This is a genomic window from Sphingobacterium sp. CZ-UAM, from assembly GCF_002000245.1.
Taxonomy (GTDB): domain Bacteria; phylum Bacteroidota; class Bacteroidia; order Sphingobacteriales; family Sphingobacteriaceae; genus Sphingobacterium.
The window spans coordinates 109,209-125,909 of the sequence record NZ_MTCM01000009.1 but is presented as its reverse complement, the minus strand read 5'-3'; the positions used below and the strand labels follow the sequence as shown (position 1 = coordinate 125,909).

At 37.8% G+C, this 16,701-nt stretch carries 12 protein-coding genes and 1 tRNA gene; 8 read left to right on the top strand and 5 right to left on the bottom strand.

What is annotated here, in order from left to right:
* The first annotated feature begins 289 nt into the window (after window positions 1-289).
* Both aspS and BWD42_RS23005 read left to right on the top strand, forming a co-directional pair.
* Window positions 290-2,041, top strand: a complete 1,752-nt coding sequence (aspS, locus tag BWD42_RS23010; RefSeq protein ID WP_077438761.1) for an aspartate--tRNA ligase — start codon at window positions 290-292, stop codon at window positions 2,039-2,041.
* 96 nt (window positions 2,042-2,137) lie between these two features.
* Window positions 2,138-3,526 (top strand): LutB/LldF family L-lactate oxidation iron-sulfur protein, encoded by a 1,389-nt coding sequence (locus tag BWD42_RS23005; RefSeq protein ID WP_077438760.1) that lies wholly within the window; start codon window positions 2,138-2,140, stop codon window positions 3,524-3,526.
* A gap of 354 nt (window positions 3,527-3,880) precedes the next feature.
* On the opposite strand, the gene BWD42_RS23000 is transcribed toward BWD42_RS23005, so the two are convergent.
* Entirely contained in the window at window positions 3,881-4,387 is a 507-nt protein-coding gene (locus BWD42_RS23000; protein ID WP_077438759.1) for a hypothetical protein, read from the bottom strand.
* Between the two features lie 128 nt (window positions 4,388-4,515).
* Entirely contained in the window at window positions 4,516-5,424 is a 909-nt protein-coding gene (locus tag BWD42_RS22995) for an energy transducer TonB (protein WP_077438758.1), read from the bottom strand.
* Between the two features lie 72 nt (window positions 5,425-5,496).
* Between BWD42_RS22995 and BWD42_RS22990 the strand changes: the two genes are divergently transcribed.
* Window positions 5,497-6,318 carry a hypothetical protein gene (locus BWD42_RS22990; protein ID WP_077438757.1) on the top strand — a complete coding sequence of 274 codons (822 nt, stop codon included), beginning with the start codon at window positions 5,497-5,499 and terminating at the stop codon, window positions 6,316-6,318.
* A gap of 51 nt (window positions 6,319-6,369) precedes the next feature.
* On the opposite strand, the gene tsaD is transcribed toward BWD42_RS22990, so the two are convergent.
* Window positions 6,370-7,371, bottom strand: a complete 1,002-nt coding sequence (gene tsaD / locus BWD42_RS22985) for a tRNA (adenosine(37)-N6)-threonylcarbamoyltransferase complex transferase subunit TsaD (RefSeq protein WP_077438756.1) — start codon at window positions 7,369-7,371, stop codon at window positions 6,370-6,372.
* A gap of 52 nt (window positions 7,372-7,423) precedes the next feature.
* Between tsaD and BWD42_RS22980 the strand changes: the two genes are divergently transcribed.
* Complete coding sequence (locus BWD42_RS22980; protein WP_077438755.1) at window positions 7,424-11,809, top strand: translocation/assembly module TamB domain-containing protein; 4,386 nt, start codon at window positions 7,424-7,426, stop codon at window positions 11,807-11,809.
* Between the two features lie 221 nt (window positions 11,810-12,030).
* On the opposite strand, the gene BWD42_RS22975 is transcribed toward BWD42_RS22980, so the two are convergent.
* Window positions 12,031-13,356 carry a trigger factor gene (locus tag BWD42_RS22975; protein ID WP_077438754.1) on the bottom strand — a complete coding sequence of 442 codons (1,326 nt, stop codon included), beginning with the start codon at window positions 13,354-13,356 and terminating at the stop codon, window positions 12,031-12,033.
* A 68-nt stretch (window positions 13,357-13,424) separates the two neighbouring features.
* Window positions 13,425-13,506: transfer RNA gene (locus tag BWD42_RS22970), tRNA-Leu, on the bottom strand.
* Between the two features lie 149 nt (window positions 13,507-13,655).
* Between BWD42_RS22970 and BWD42_RS22965 the strand changes: the two genes are divergently transcribed.
* Genes BWD42_RS22965 through creD form a run of 4 tightly spaced genes read left to right on the top strand, consistent with a single transcriptional unit; the run spans window position 13,656 to window position 16,593 of the window.
* On the top strand, window positions 13,656-14,261 hold the full coding sequence (locus BWD42_RS22965) for a hypothetical protein (RefSeq protein WP_077438753.1): 606 nt from the start codon (window positions 13,656-13,658) through the stop codon (window positions 14,259-14,261).
* Window positions 14,258-14,560: a winged helix-turn-helix domain-containing protein gene (locus BWD42_RS22960; RefSeq protein WP_077438752.1), complete on the top strand. Its 303-nt coding sequence runs from the start codon at window positions 14,258-14,260 to the stop codon at window positions 14,558-14,560. Before BWD42_RS22965 ends, BWD42_RS22960 begins: the two co-directional genes overlap by 4 nt.
* Window positions 14,561-14,612: 52 nt before the next feature.
* Entirely contained in the window at window positions 14,613-15,104 is a 492-nt protein-coding gene (locus tag BWD42_RS22955; protein WP_077438751.1) for a Coq4 family protein, read from the top strand.
* A 4-nt stretch (window positions 15,105-15,108) separates the two neighbouring features.
* A complete protein-coding gene (gene creD, locus BWD42_RS22950) occupies window positions 15,109-16,593 on the top strand; it encodes a cell envelope integrity protein CreD (RefSeq protein WP_077438750.1) in 1,485 nt (494 codons plus the stop codon).
* The last annotated feature ends 108 nt before the right edge of the window (window positions 16,594-16,701 follow it).

Below are 16,701 nucleotides of genomic sequence, written 5' to 3'. Positions count from 1 at the left end.
TTATTTACAAGCAGTTAAACTGCATTTTCCATTCATATATATACTGAAAACAAGGACAGATATTTTTCTATTTTTTTCCGAAAACGGGAAAGGAATTGTAAAAATTTCCCCTCTAGAAATTTAATTTTGATCCATTTTTGCAAAAAAAATGGGAGAAAGTGGTGGATGGAAAAACAGATATCTACGGGTGTGGTTGAAAGTGGGAGAACGGCATTCAAATAAGAACAGTAGAATTCGTTATTGTCGAGTAAAACCAATAATTTTGTATAAATTTTATTTTTATTAAGATATGCACAGAACACACACTTGTGGAGAATTAACATTAGCTGACTTAGGGAAAACGGTTACCCTAAGTGGATGGGTTCAAAAATCCCGCGATTTGGGCGGTATGACTTTCATCGATGTTAGAGACCGCTATGGTATCACACAATTAACGTTCAATGCAGATGATGACGCGTCTTTACGTGCTAGTGCCCGTGAACTGGGAAGAGAATATGTCATAAAGGTAACCGGAGAGGTTATTGAACGTTCCAATAAAAATTCCAAAATCTCCACCGGAGATATTGAAATCAAGGTTTCAAACCTTGAGATATTAAATGCAGCGAAACTACCTCCCTTCACAATCGAAGACGAAACAGACGGTGGTGACGATATCCGGATGAAATTCAGATACCTGGATTTACGTCGTAATCCGGTACGTGAGAACCTTATTTTACGACATAAAACTTCTCAGGAAGTACGTCGTTATCTTGACTCTCAGAATTTTTTAGAAGTAGAAACACCTTATCTCATCAAATCGACTCCGGAAGGAGCACGGGATTTTGTCGTTCCTTCCCGTATGAACCCAGGTGAATTTTATGCATTACCTCAGTCACCGCAGACATTCAAACAACTTTTAATGGTATCAGGTTTTGATCGCTATTTCCAGATTGTCAAATGTTTCCGTGATGAAGACCTACGTGCCGACCGTCAACCGGAGTTTACACAAATCGACTGTGAAATGTCATTTGTTGAACAAGAAGACGTGCTCAATATTTTTGAAGGATTGGCAAAACACATCTTCAAAACGATCAAAGGCATAGACCTTGGGTCCGTACCTCGGATGACCTATGCAGACGCTATGCGTCTTTATGGCTCAGATAAACCAGATATCCGTTTCGGAATGCAGTTTGTAGAATTGAATGATGTCGCAAAAGAAAAGGGATTCCCTGTATTTGATGCAGCGGAGTTGGTTGTTGGTATCAACGCCGAAAATTGCGCGCATTACACAAGGAAACAATTGGATGCCTTAACCGATTTTATAAAACGACCTCAAATCGGCGCTACAGGTTTAGTCTATGCACGTGTGAATGAAGATGGTTCAGTTAAATCTTCTGTTGATAAATTTTTTACACCAGAACAATTAACAGCTATCGCCGCTAAGTTCCACGCGAAACCAGGCGATCTATTATTAATTATGGCGGGCGGCAAGGATAAAGTTCGTAAGCAATTAAACGAACTACGTCTAGAAGTTGCTTCGCAACTCGGTCTTCGCAACAAAGACACTTTTGCTCCCCTATGGGTTGTTGACTTCCCTTTATTGGAATGGGATGAGGACAGCGCACGTTACCATGCTATGCACCACCCTTTTACCTCTCCAAAACCAGAGGATATCCCTTTACTGGACACAAACCCCGGTGAAGTAAGGGCTAATGCTTACGACTTTGTCTTAAATGGTGTCGAAGTAGGTGGCGGATCTATCCGTATTCACGACAGAGAGCTGCAATCCCTTATGTTTAAACATCTTGGATTTAGTCCGGAAGAGGCACAGAAACAATTTGGTTTCTTGATGGAAGCATTTACCTATGGCGCTCCTCCGCATGGTGGCTTAGCATTTGGCTTCGACAGACTTGTCTCACTATTAGCTGGACTAGATACGATCCGAGATGTGATTGCCTTCCCGAAAAACAATTCCGGAAGAGATGTCATGATTGATGCTCCATCAACTATTCACCAGGAACAATTGAATGAATTAAGCCTGAATATCGATATAAAAGAATAAATTTCAAGCTCGATTTTCGAGAAACAATTTATTAACACTATATTTAAAAGTTGGTAGGAAACGACCAACTTTTTTTGTGAAAAATCAGCAGATTAGATGTCAGAGAGTACGGCAAATACGTTTTTAAAGGAAAGTGCGCAGAAAGCATTTGACACCAAACATCGCGATATTATCAATTACAATATCGACAAATACAGTATTGCTTTTATAAAAGGGAAAAGCAAATTTGCAGATCTCGAAAACACCAAAATAAAAGCAAATTTGATCAAATGGAAAGTAATGGAAAATCTAGACCGATATCTATTACAGTTTGAAGCAAATTTTACCGCACGTGGTGGGAAAGTAATCTGGGCTAATGATGCCGACGAGGCACGGGAGGAGATTTATAAAATCATCGAACGAAAAAGAACACGGTCGATTGTAAAATCTAAATCTATGGCTACGGAAGAAATTGAGTTAAATCATTTTTTGGAATCGAAAAACATAGAAGCCATTGAGACTGATCTGGGAGAATATATTATTCAGCTATTAGATCAGAAACCCTACCATTTTGTCACTCCTGCTATGCATCTAAGCCTGGAAGATATCGCTAAGCTTTTTCACGAAAAATTTGAAACCCCATTGGATGCCTCCGCAGAACAGTTAACACTGAAAGCCCGTGAACTCCTAAGAGACAAATATTTAGCAGCAGAAGTAGGAATTACTGGAGCTAATTTCTTAATCGCTGAAACAGGCAGTATAGCGATTACAGAAAATGAAGGAAATGCACGTCTGACTTCTACTTTTCCAAAAACACATATTGCCGTGGTCGGTATCGAGAAGATTATTCCGACGATACAGGATCTTGAGGTATTTTGGCCACTATTATCCACCCATGGTACTGGTCAAAATCTAACGGTATACAATACCTTACTGACCGGACCAAAACAATCCTATGAATCCGATGGACCTGAAGAAATGTATGTTATCCTGCTTGACAATGGCCGCAGTAATCTGCTTGCACAAAAAGAACAACGCCAGGGCCTGTATTGTATCCGCTGTGGCGCTTGCTTAAATGTGTGTCCCATTTATCAAAATATAGGCGGGCATACCTATGAGACAACCTATCAAGGCCCAATCGGATCGCTCATTTCTCCCCATTTAAATGGGATGAAGGAGTTTAAGCACTTGAGCTATGCGTCTACTCTTTGTGGCAAATGTACAGAAGTTTGCCCAGTGGGCATCGATATTCAACGTATGCTTCTTGTCAACAGAAAAGACTCCGTAGAGCAGGGTTTATCAACTAAAACAGAACAAAAAGTCTGGAGCTGGTTTACATACGGAATACAACGTCGAAAATTGATTGATTTCTTTGGCGGAAAATTCAAAAACTTCTTCCTCCGAAAGTTTTTTAAAAAAACCTGGGGCGATCAACGGGAACTACCCAAGCTAGCTGAAAAATCTTTTTCAAAACAATGGAAAGAGCAACAAAAAAACAAAGAATAACAAAAAGTGGCATTAGCTTATCAGACTAATGCCACTTTTTATTGGCTTCGCTCCGTCTACTGCTGATAACCTAAAAAAGATAAATTGAATGACTGATAGCGCTTACTCCCCCGCTAGAATCGGCTTAAGGAGTTTATATGGAGACCATATGACACAAATATGGATTAATAGAACATACCTTTCAGAAAAAACCTATATGCTCTTATAAGCAGCAACAGTCATGAAAATCAACTGAAGGTTCTTTCTGATCAATAGAAAACAGACAATTCAGAAAAATAAAAAAGGGGACCAATGATCCCCTTTTCAACTAACACTCACCAATTATTAATATGAAAACTATTCTTTCTTTTAACCTTAAGTTGTTTTTGCTTCAGCATCAACTACTTTTTCACCCTCGCCTTTCTTAAAATCACCTTTTCGCATTTGTCGATCTTTTCTCCAATTTTCTCTATGCTTTTTATGATTCTCAGCGTAAGAATCTTTTAATGTTTTTTGCTGTTCTGGAGTCAATAAGCTCATCATTTTTTTATGATCCGCAGCACGTTGTTTTCTCATTTTTTCGCGATACAATTTGCGCTCAGCCGCGATTTTTTTATGATCCTCTGCTTGCTTCAAATGAAATGCATACACATCTTTGCGCTGTTGATCTGTAAACTTCAACTTTTGGTCCAGGCAATCTGTTTTGATCTTAGCCAATTCTTCAGGTTTTTTATTTTTTAAGCCATCGTGCTTTCTATCCTTTGAATGCTTGTGCAATGGAGTGGTCATTTCTTTAGTATCTGATTTAAGATCCTTTTTCTCCTGCGCGAAACCTGTCAACATTAATCCGGATAACGCCAAACTTAACATCAATTTTTTCATCTCTCTATTTTTTAAATCAACAATCTTTCAATTCTACTAGATTGACTTTCCAACCTATTTATCTATAAGAGTATTATTGACCATCAAAAGTTTAAAACGCCATCTGTTAAATAAAGTTAAGAAAGGTACTATTGAGATACTGCACTTAAACGGATAGGCAAAGTATAGGCCACTCGAACGGCACGTCCATTCTGAACACCGGGTTTCCACTTCCTCGCCTTTTTCAATAAACTAACGGCAGCCTCCCCTGTTCCAAAGTTCATATCGCGTTTTACAGCAATATCAGTCAAAGATCCGTCCCGTTCTACCACAAAAGATACTTCAATAACACCCGATACCCCCTGATCCAAAGCCGATTGCGGAAAACTATAGTTTTCTGAAACCCACTTCATAAAAGCGGGAAGTCCTCCCACAGGGGTAGGCATGATTTCCACCGTAACAAAAGGCTGGTCTAAATTTCCATCTGTTCCACCACCTGACTCAGGCCCCACACGATGACCCGTAATTTCGCCATTCTTGGTAGATGGCCCAAATTCACCCCTAGCGATATATGTACCCGCCGCGTTCGCTTTCAATGTGATACGCGCTGTCATTGTATTCGGTTTCTTCAATTCATCCTGCGTAGCAACATCTTCGGTAACGTTACTTGCTTTCGTAATCTTAGGTTCCGGCATCCGTACAAGATTAAACTTTGAAACATCCTGCGCAATCTGTTGTGGTGCTTTCTCCTGCATTAAAACAGGTTCCTTTTTTACCTCGTCTTTTTTGTCGGCTTCTTTCTGAATTTCGTCTAGATGCTCAGGAGTTAAAACTACCACTGTAGTCGTTGTTTCCGTTATAGTTTTTTTGAAATATTTGTTATAGGCATAGGTTCCCCCAATCAAAAGGAACGCAAAGGATACAACAATAGCCAATCCCACATTGGTTGCTCTGTTTGACAAATTTCGTAATTCATATGCACCATACATTTTGTTGCGGTCTGCAAAGATAACATCTAGCCATTCCTTGCGATAGATATTCAATTTTGAGTTCATCATAACATTAAAGTTTAAATCTTTTCATTATGATGCGGGAAAGCCTTATATTTCATAAAAATTTTGCACACTCTTATGAAATCACTTTTTTTAGCTATTCTTCTATTTACATTATATGGTTGTGGCAACAGTCAAAACCAATCCAAACCATCCGATAAGAGTGAAAATAAAGAGCAATTAATTTCACCTTATTTTGGCTTTTTGAATCATCAAAAAGATTCTTTAATTGCCCTTCCAATGGACCAGGCGATGGAGAATCCCGAAAAATACAACTATGTCATTATTGAAAATCAAGTTAGCCCATTGGAATTTATACAGAACAAGACGGATAATAAAGAAAGCAACGGCAGGCAAACAGCCCAGAATTTTGCCAATAGCGAAGGCTCATTATTTACGATAAAGAATGAAATTAAATCGGGTGATTTCGGGATGCTTGTCAATCAGGCGTTCATAAATCAATATAAAGTTGAACCCTTTACAAAGGTACACCGGGAAACGAGTACAGAGGTAAGGGAAAAGCTTGAAAAAAAATATAATCGGAAAATAAGTAAAAGTACAACAGTCGCTGTTCTGAAAGATAAAGCCGAATTCAATCTAACAGTTTTTGAAAACCAGCAAGATTCGGCACTTGCCGTTTTTTCCTATACAAAAGAAGATCAATTGATTAACCTTGATTTCCCGACCACTTATGATGATATTAGCACCTGGCGGGTTGACGATGGTGGTCAATTTGATAATGAGGCTTTTCAGATTCTGACCGTACTACGTTCGGAAGTCGGAATTAGTTTTGTTAGTATATTTGGGGGAGCTGAAGGTTATGAATTGAACTTCTATCAACCAAAAAAAGATAAATTTAGTTCAACAGCACAAGCCTACGGCTACAGTTCTCCTTTATAACGATTTAGCGTTTCCCTAATCCTGATTATTAGGGAAACGATCTTTTATATTTTACAGATGCATTCTCGCCATTGGAGCCACATCCTGATCAACAAAATCTCCTTTTAGATATTTATGGTAGCCAGCAATGGCAATCATGGCTGCATTATCTGTACAATATTCGAATTTAGGAATAAATACATTCCAACTGTATTTCTCTCCCATTTCAATCAATTCTTTCCTTAGGCCTGAATTAGCTGAAACACCACCCGCAATCGCGATATCTTTCACACCGGTTTGCTTTGCAGCTTTCTTCAATTTATTCAATAAGATAGAGACAATACGAGATTGCACACTCGCACATAAATCCGCCATATTTTCAGTTAAGAACTCAGGATTTAGTTTTAGCTGATCCTGTACTAAATAAAGTATTGCTGTCTTTAACCCCGAAAAGCTAAAATTAAGTCCAGGAATTTGAGGTTCAGGTAATTTGTAAGCATTGGAATTCCCCTGACTTGCAAATTTATCGATAAGCGGTCCACCCGGATAAGGCAGATTCAGGATCTTAGCTGTCTTATCGAAGGCCTCCCCAGCAGCATCGTCCAAGGTCTCACCCAATAATTCCATTTCGAAATAATCTTTTACCAGCACAATCTGCGTATGCCCACCTGAAACGGTAAGACATAAAAAAGGGAAACTGGGCTTCGGATCTTCTATGAAATGAGCCAAAATATGCGCCTGCATATGATTTACATCGATTAACCGAATATTCTGAGCAAGTGCGAATGATTTTGCAAAAGAGGTACCTACCAAAAGTGCTCCTAATAATCCCGGTCCGCGCGTAAAACTCACTGCATCTATTTGATTTTTGCTTATTTTTGCTTGACGAATGGCTTCGTCCACCGTAGGAATAATATTTTGTTGATGGGCACGTGAAGCTAACTCAGGGACAACTCCACCATATTTTGCGTGGATTGCCTGAGTAGCAATAACATTTGAATGAATTTCACCGTTAATACAAATAGAAGCGGAAGTTTCATCGCAAGAGGATTCAATCCCTAAAATAATAGCCATAGCTAGAGGTAATAAATTAGAATACAAAAGTATCAAAAAAATAATAAAAATAGTGTCAATAGTCCTGGGTAGTATATTCATTATACTGCTTGCATTGGCATTATCTTTACAGCTAAAGCCTGTGCAAAATTTTGTTGCACAGAAAGCCATCACGTATCTATCCAATGAGCTGGGCACTAAAATCAACTTAAAAAGTATTTATTTTAAACCCTTTAAATCCATTGTTATGGAGGGATTTGAGGTTTATACACCTCAGGGTAAAGAAATCCTAAAGTCCGAAAAATTAGAAGCAAGTGTCAATCTGTCCCAATTAATAGAATTGAATAAGGTAGTCGTTAACAAATTGACAATTGAAAATACAGAAAGTAATTTCGAACAATTTAAAGATAGCAGCAATATCACGTTTTTAATCCGATATTTCAATCCTCCAAAGAAAGAGAAGAAGAAAAGTTCAAAAAATATAATCTTTGACATTAAAGAACTTGTTGTCAGGAATAACTCCTTCAACTATATTAATCACAGACAAAAACACTATAGCAAAGTTGTTGATTTTGGCGATTTAGGTATATCGAAACTAAATGCACATTTTAAAAATATAAAAATTGACTCCAACCGTATCTCCACTGATGTCAAAACCTTTAATCTTTATGAGAAAAAGGGACTGGTCATTAAAGGGCTTCTCGCAAATGTCACAGTAAGTAACAAAAACATCGAACTGAAAGATCTCATGCTTACAACCAATCGGTCCACATTCAAAGATTATATAAAGTTAAGCTACAACAACTTCTCAGATTTTTCAGACTTTATCCATAAAGTCAATGTCGAAATACATGCACGTGATTCGCGCATACACTCCGAAGATATTGCCCTCTTTTCATCACCGATGCATCAGGTCAAGTTTGATGTAAAGATTAAGAAATCAAAGCTTAAAGGTACGGTCGCTGCCATCAATGCCTCACAAGTAGATTTAATCATCGGAAAAAATACCAAATTAACCGGGGATCTGAAAATTATCGGTCTACCCGATATTAACAAAACTAATTTTATCGTTCCGAACGTTTTTATTTCCTCTGAACATAACGACCTCAAAAATATTATTGCTGAACTCGGCAATTTAAAAAAATTTAGACTTCCTGAGATTGTGACGCTCTTCAATAAATTTACGTTCAAAGGAAATCTAGTTGGGCAATACAATAAGTTTAAAACAAAAGGCACCTTCACCACAGACCTTGGCGATGTCGCTGCTGATGGATCGTTGGATATACGCAAAGAAATAAAATATGCCGGTAAATTTCAATCTCCAAAATTTGATCTTGGTAAGGCTACTAAATTAAAGGATCTAGGCAGTTCTGGCTTCGATCTACAGCTCGATGGAATAGGTACTGATCCCAAGCACTTAAAGCTCAATATTGCAGGCAACCTCACAAATTTTAATTTTAAACAATACACCTATCAGCAGATCCAAGTTAATGGAAATATAGACAAACAATTATTTCTTGGTTCGGGAGCAATACATGATCCAAATCTCAGATTAGAGTTCACAACAGATGTAGATTGGTCCGCTCGGCCCAACTATCACCTGGACGCTGATATACAGCAGGCTAACTTAAAAAAGCTCAATTTCTTTCAGGGTGACTCGATCAATATTATTGACACCAAATTCCATACGAGCTTAATTGGCGATAATATCAATAACATTACAGGAGAATTTAAATCCGATAGTGTTAGTTTTACCTCCTCCAAAGGGAAATTTGCGATCAAAAACATCAATTTCCTAGCAGAAGGAGATCAAGAAGCGCGATCCTTAACCCTGCAGTCTGCTATTGGTCATATAGACCTGAAAGGGAGAATAGATCTAAACACGATTGTTCCCTATTTTAAAGCACTTGCTATGCGCTATGCTCCTGCTATCGGATTTGAAAAGAACGATTTTAACCGGCAGGATTTTGACCTTAATATCAACATAAAATCGTTCCGCCCTATTGCGACATTCTTTAGAAAGGACATCTCCCTAGATAGTGGAGCAACATTGAACGCGAAATTTGCCAGCGAAAAGCAGACAGCAAATTTTAATTTTTATGCACCTGAATTTAAGTACAACGGCATACGTCTTACCCATTTGATTATTGACCAAAATGCCAACCTAAAAAATATGGAGCTGCAAACTTCGATAGATCAGATCAATTTTACAGATAGCACCTATATCAAAAATGTCAACATTTCAAATACCTTGGTCAACGACAGCTTACAGTTCAACATTAAAATGTCAGAATTGGAAGCTAGCAATAGCTTAGATCTCAATGGCGTTATCCGATTCGCCCATGCAAAGCCTGCTTTCATCAATTTTTATCCATCCAATATACTGATCAACAAAGAGCAATGGCTTGTCAACAATGATGCGCAACTAAAAATTTCAAAGGGTAAATGGTACTTCGAGAGACTCACATTAAGTCATGCAGAACAGAAGGTCCATATCGATGGTATATTATCAAATGACGTTTCAGATCAAATCAACTTAAGATTCCAAGATTTTAATCTTAGCTCACTAAATGGTATCACAAAACCACATGGCATCAATTTGTCTGGAAATTTAAATGGAAAAATCGAGGTTAACTCTGTCTTCAAATCTCCATTCATTGTTGCCAACATCAAGACATCGCCCATTCTTTACAACAATATCCCAATAGGAGCATTAGCGCTCAGCGCCAATTATGATCCTGAAAACCAATTGGTAAAACTCGACAGCAAAATAGAAGAGGGCGACAAATTGATGCAGCTAACCGGCTCTTACAACCACCTAAGTGAAAGTAATAAACTCAACCTAAGGGCGACTTTGGTGAATACAGATGTATTTGTTTTCCAACCGTTTTTGCGAAGTTTAGTTTCAAATATAAAAGGTAAGGTCAATGCTGAGCTAGATATTGAAGGTGATATCCTACATCCTAAAATTAGTGGATCGGGAAAACTTGACAATGCCTCAATGGTAATCAATTACCTAAAAACACCCTATCGTCTTTCCGAAGAGATCAATGTGACCAACAACAGAATTTTCCTTACTGGTGTCAAAATATACGATCAAAAAAATAATGTAGCAACCATCGATGGTATTGTCGATCTCAATAAGCTAAGTGATCCAGATATTGATGTGACAGCCGAGGCAAAGAATTTTATGGTATTGAATACAACAACAAAAGACAATAGTACCTATTATGGCACCGCTTACGCTTCGGGGACTTTCCAGTTCAAGGGGCTGACATCAGCAATGAATATAAACATACGTGCTAAATCAGAGGAAAACACGGTCATCAATATACCTTTTAATAGTGCCAGCACGATTTCAGATAGTGATTTTATCTACTTTATTGAAAAAGATTCCACCAAAATCAAGAAAAATCAAAAGAAAAGGGATTTTGATGGTCTGACAATGAATATGGATCTGCTGATCACGCCTAATGCCGAAATTAACCTTTTTTCAAGCATGGGCGAACTCTCGGGCAAAGGAAATAGCAACCTGAATATGCGGATATCTTCACTTGGAGACTTTGAAATGTTCGGAGATTTCATTGTAAACAGTGGTAAGTTTAATTTCACCGCACAGGACTACATCAACAAAATATTTGACTTAAAGGAGGGCGGAACTATCCGATGGGCAGGAAATCCAGCGGAAGCCAATATCAATATTAATGCGATTTATCAACAAAGAACAAGTTTAGCTCCGTTATATAATGCCGCGGGAAGAGAAGAAAACCCTGAGCGTGTATTAGCGCAAGCAGACATGATTTTAAAAGGCCAGTTGAGCCAGCCCGATATTACTTTTGACATCAATTTCCCACAAAACCCTGGCGTTAAGGATGAATTGCAAGGCTATTTTTCCGATGCCAATAATGTTAACCAACAGGCACTCAGTTTAATTGTCAGACGTAGCTTTACACCTGGCACACAAAGTGATTTTGGTAAAGAAGTAAATAACACATTACTATCTGCGGGTACTGAAATTGCATTCAATCAGATCAATAATATAATCGCGCAATCTCTCAACATCAATTTCTTTGATATCAATATCAAGTCATTGAATGATGCCTCTGCTTCCCTTCGTTTATTTAATGACAGACTGGTGCTCACTGGTGGAATTTCAGATCGTCGGAATCAGGCCTTAACAGATCTGAATGTATTCTCAGATCGTGTTTCAACTGATGCAGAAGCCTTATTCTACTTGCGTAAAGACGGGCGTCTTGTCCTCAGGGCGTCTAACCGTTTAAACACAAGAAATTTCCTTCTTAGCCCAAATGACGGGGAATATATCAGTGCCTTTGGTCTACTATATCGGCAGGAATTTAACACCTTTTCTGAGTTCCTGAAAAGACTATTTCCATTGGGAAAGAAGAACAACTTTTTTATTCCAACACAAACAGAGACAAAAAAAGCACAACCCAATTAACCATAGCCTATTGAAATAGGAATAAACTTCAAAGATACCCGGCCATTAACAAACAGTAGAATAAACCACTGGTTATAAAATGGTAAAGCTATAGCAGCGTACTTGCTATTATGATGGAATCTTTATAAAACAAATACAATAATTATATTGCTATCCTTTCGTCGAAGACATAAAAAAAGCCTTCCAAGAACTTGGAAGGCTTTTTTTATAGTCAAAATTGCTTACGCCAATTTTTCGAATTCTTTGTATTCGATATCGTTACTGTTCAATTTAACCAAACCTTTTAAATGATCAAATACTTTCAAAGCTTTAGCTTCTTCGAACAAACGGTTACCTTGCTCTCTGTCTTGTAACAACTGAATTGCAAATTGGTTCAATTGCTCGTCAGAAGGCTCCTCGTTGATATTGTACATTTTGATCTGTGCGTAGATACGTTCTTTCGCTAAATTGATTACTTCATCATATTTAACTTCAAGGCCGTTTTCAGTAACAACACGGTTTTCAATGATTGTCCATTTCAGGTTGTTTAAGAAATCAGCAAAACCTTCATTAAGTTCTTCGTCAGAAATGCTAGGATTAGTTGCTTTCAACCATCTTTTCAAAAACTCCTCAGGGAAAGTTACGTCAACCTTCTCCATACCAAAAGTATACATATCGTTACGTAATTTTTGATCCGAGTTTTGTTTGAATAAGTTTTCCACTTCTTCTTTTACTTTCTCAGTAAATTGAGCTTCTTCAGTTACTTCACCTTCAGCGAACAATTTATCGAAAAACTCTTGGTTAAGATCAGCTTCCTCTAAACGGTTGATGTTTTTAACAGTCAGCTCAAATTTAGTTACATCCAAAGCTGTTGCTTCTTCTTCCGTAATACCCAAGATACGTGCTAAATCTTCTGTTTTGAAAGCTTTCTTAACATCAATTTTTACTGTATCATCTTTTTTAAGACCTACTAAAGACTTTTTGATTTTAGCGTCTTCAACGATATCCGTACGGATTGACGTTGTTTTCTCCAGACCTTCCTCTTTATCTTGTTTTAAGGTAGCATATAATACATCACCTTCTTCAGATACCTCCGGGTTGGTCATCTTTCCATAGCTACGACGTAAGTTTTTGATACGATCCGCTAAAGTCTCTTCATCAGCTTTGATTTCGTAAGCAGTAAATTCAGTCTCAGCTGTAAAAGGCAAATCAAAAGCAGGAGCTAGACCGATCTCATATTTAAAATTGAAATTGTCTTTAAAGTCCCAGCTATATTGCGCATCATCTTCCAAAGGAAGTGGTTGACCTAAAACCTCTAATTTATTTTCTGAAATATAATTTGTGATTTTATCGTTCACCAATTTATTGATCTCATCAAATAAAATGGATTTACCATAGGTACGTCTGATATGTCCCACCGGAACTTGACCTGGACGGAAACCTGGTAATTTTGCCTTTTTAGCTTGCGCTTTAATCTCTTTGTCGACTTGAGGATTATAATCTTCAGGTGCTAATGCGACGTTGATTACCGCATTGATTGCATCTACATTCTCGTGTGAAATATTCATACTCTTTTTAGCTATATCGCATTCATAAAAAAATCCTCCCGAGGTTTTAAGTTCGGGAGGACATCAAGTGCGGAAGAAGGGACTCGAACCCCCACGCCTTGCGGCGCCAGATCCTAAGTCTGGTGCGGCTACCAATTACGCCACTTCCGCATTAGGATTTCTTTTGATGCCACAAAGATAGAAACCAAACCTATATCTTGCAAGTATTTTTCACTCTTTTTTTTATTTTTTTTCAATATTCATTCTACCTCTTGCATAATTCATTATTATTCATTTACTTTGAATATCAAAGTACTTTTATGGAACAGAAAGATTTATTTAAAGAGCTTGGAGAGATCAGATTATTGATGGAAAAATCCTCCAAATTTGTTTCAATAAGCGGCTTATCAGGTGTACTTATCGGATGCTATGCATTATTAGGAACTTCGCTGGGCTACTATATGACGACTAGCCCCGACACCGCTATCGAGTCACTCCATCTGGCTGTTCCCTCCCTATTTCTAATCGTTGCTATACTGATACTCACGCTCTCACTGCTGACAGGATGGATCATGGCTCGCAAGAAAGCAAAGAAAAATAAGCAGTCTATTTGGAACATTACCAGCAAATCTCTTTTATTTGCAGTTTCAATTCCTTTAATAGCTGGAGGTTTTTTGGCATTAGTCCTATTTTTTCAGGGTTACTATCCTTTGATCGCTGGGATGCTGCTGATTTTCTATGGGCTGGCTCTAGCTGCCGGTAGTATCTATACCTTCTCGGAGGTAAAATGGTTAGGCATACTGGAAATATGCTTAGGCTTAATGGCATTGTGTCTTCCAGACCACGGACTGATGTTATGGGGATTAGGATTTGGTGTGTTACATATCATCTATGGTTTTATCGTTTACAAAAAGTACGAATCGTGAAATTAGATCTTTCCTTATATGACAAAGTATTCGAGAATAGAGTCCGCTTACAAATTATGAGCGTGCTTGCAGTGAATGAAGAATATGATTTCAATTCCCTCAAAGAAGTATTGGAAGTAACAGATGGAAATCTAGCGTCCAATCTCAAAACTTTGGAAAAGGAAGAGTATATCGTCGTAGAAAAAAGTTTCGTCGACCGAAAACCCAACACCAAATACAAAAGAACATCTAAAGGACTAAAAGCATTTGAAAACCACCTAGTTGCACTAGAAAATTTAATAAAACAACAATATAAATAATTTTTTTATCCATTTACTTTGAAAACCAAAGTACTTTTAAAACAAGAAAAAAATGAAAGGAATTCGATTAAAACTCATGCTCCATCTCTACAACTGGTCTTCCAAATTGTATGCAGATATTTTCAAATGGAACAAGAAAGCATGGGGAATCACTAAGGAGGAATTTTTGACCTACCCCATCGGGAGTGTTGGCCATAGTTTAGGCCTGTTTTATGCGAATAAGGGGTTTGATGTCATGCCAAAATTGGAAAATCACGATGTGTTCCATATTATAACGGAAACAGGAACTGAAATCCAGGATGAAATAGCCATGCAGTACCTTTTGTTGGGCAACGGTAAAATCAGCCTCTATTTATTGGGCATGATTGCTATTGGCGGTATCCTTTTTCCAGAACATTTTAAATATTATAAGAAAACGTTCCAAAAAGGTCGATCCCTGCAAAAGTTTTATCATATAGAATTCAAAGAGATACTTCATTATCAGCTAACCGAACTCCAAATTGCATTATATAGTAAAAATATTCAACTAGACTTAAACAAATAAAATCATGGAAAACCATAATCTAACTAAAAGCGCATTTGCCACAGAGCAGCATTCGCTTTTTGACAAAATTAGCAACTCAACTGTCCTAAAATTATTTGTCATCCTATTTCTTTCACTGCTCCTGCTCATACCACTTGCAATGATTAGTGATTTGATCCAAGAGCGTAAAACTCGTGAACAAAGTGTATCTGATGGTATCGCACTCAATTGGGGGCAGGAACAAGTTATTTCCGGCCCAGTCATCGCAATTCCATACAACGAAATTGTTCAGAAGCAAGCTGAAAAAAGTAAAAGTCCAGCAACATTGGAATATAAACAGACAAAATGGATATTTATCCTGCCCCAAAGTTCCAATATCAGCACGGATATCAGTCCGCAGCATCTTTCCAGAGGAATATACAACACAGTCGTATATAATAGCCACATTTTGATAGAGGGCAGCTTTAATAAAATCGATCTAACAAAGTTGGAAATTCCAATCGAAAAGATTGACTGGAAAGGAAGTAGATTGGTGTTTGGTATACAAGATTTTAAGGGATTAGGCAAACGCCCTTCGCTCAAATGGAATGACCTGGAGTCAACATTCGATCCAGATTTTAACAATCTCAAACTATTTAATCAGAATTTGGTCTGCCCTATCGCCATCAATCCCCAAAGTGAGAGCCATTTCAAAATCACACTTGATTTAAAAGGCTCAAAATCCCTCAATTTTGTCCCATTGGGTGACCAAACAAATATTGCTGCAAAAGGAAATTGGGCTAACCCGAGTTTCACTGGAGCGTTCTTACCAAGCAAACGCTCCGTCAGTAACAGCAATTTTTCGGCATCCTGGGAGATCCCGTCGTTTAGTCGCAAATTGCCCCAGCAATGGTCAGGAGATATCTACCCGATCTATATTTTTGAAAAAAATAAGAGCATTGTGACCGATGAAGTTGAGGTCCCTCAGCCCACAGCAGCTACCGCCGCCGACACAAAAGTACCCAGTGACATGTTGCTCAATTCAGATATGATTACTATAAATTTTCTGCCAGACGTCAATAACTACCAAAAAACGACTCGGGTAGCCAAATATGGCATTTTGATCATCCTCTTGACCTTCACATCACTCCTATTCACCGAAATCATCAAGAAAAAAAGAATCCATATCATCCAGTATGTATTGATCGGAGCGGCCATGGTACTCTTTTATACCCTTCTATTAGCACTATCAGAACATATCGGTTTTAACCCCGCTTATCTAATTGCTTCAGTTGCCACAGTTGTTCTCATTGGAAGTTTTATTAAGGCGATTACAAAAGATTTTAAATCTGCGCTTTTGCTTGGATCTATTTTAGGCACATTCTATGTATTTATCTACGTGCTCATGCAACTTAGAGATTATTCACTTATCGCCGGAACGATCGGTATCTTTATTATTTTGGCAATCCTGATGCGCGTTTCCACAAAAATAAATTGGTATCAATTTGATAATAACCATGCTGATCAATAAACAACATCTCAAAATCTATTGGGTAATTATCAACATATTGCTCAAGAAATAAACTTATTCAAATAAATAGCCGTCTTTTTACCAAATAAGACGGCTATTTTTATCCTT

Excerpts from the sequence above, each read along its gene's own strand:
- BWD42_RS22990 (WP_077438757.1), top strand. The coding sequence starts at position 5,497 with ATGAAATCACTTTTTTTAGCTATTCTTCTATTTACATTATATGGTTGT.
- BWD42_RS23005 (WP_077438760.1), top strand. The coding sequence starts at position 2,138 with ATGTCAGAGAGTACGGCAAATACGTTTTTAAAGGAAAGTGCGCAGAAA.
- BWD42_RS23000 (WP_077438759.1), bottom strand. The coding sequence starts at position 4,387 with ATGAAAAAATTGATGTTAAGTTTGGCGTTATCCGGATTAATGTTGACA.
- BWD42_RS22955 (WP_077438751.1), top strand. The coding sequence starts at position 14,613 with ATGAAAGGAATTCGATTAAAACTCATGCTCCATCTCTACAACTGGTCT.
- creD (WP_077438750.1), top strand. The coding sequence starts at position 15,109 with ATGGAAAACCATAATCTAACTAAAAGCGCATTTGCCACAGAGCAGCAT.
- BWD42_RS22965 (WP_077438753.1), top strand. The coding sequence starts at position 13,656 with ATGGAACAGAAAGATTTATTTAAAGAGCTTGGAGAGATCAGATTATTG.
- BWD42_RS22975 (WP_077438754.1), bottom strand. The coding sequence starts at position 13,356 with ATGAATATTTCACACGAGAATGTAGATGCAATCAATGCGGTAATCAAC.
- BWD42_RS22995 (WP_077438758.1), bottom strand. The coding sequence starts at position 5,424 with ATGATGAACTCAAAATTGAATATCTATCGCAAGGAATGGCTAGATGTT.
- aspS (WP_077438761.1), top strand. The coding sequence starts at position 290 with ATGCACAGAACACACACTTGTGGAGAATTAACATTAGCTGACTTAGGG.
- tsaD (WP_077438756.1), bottom strand. The coding sequence starts at position 7,371 with ATGGCTATTATTTTAGGGATTGAATCCTCTTGCGATGAAACTTCCGCT.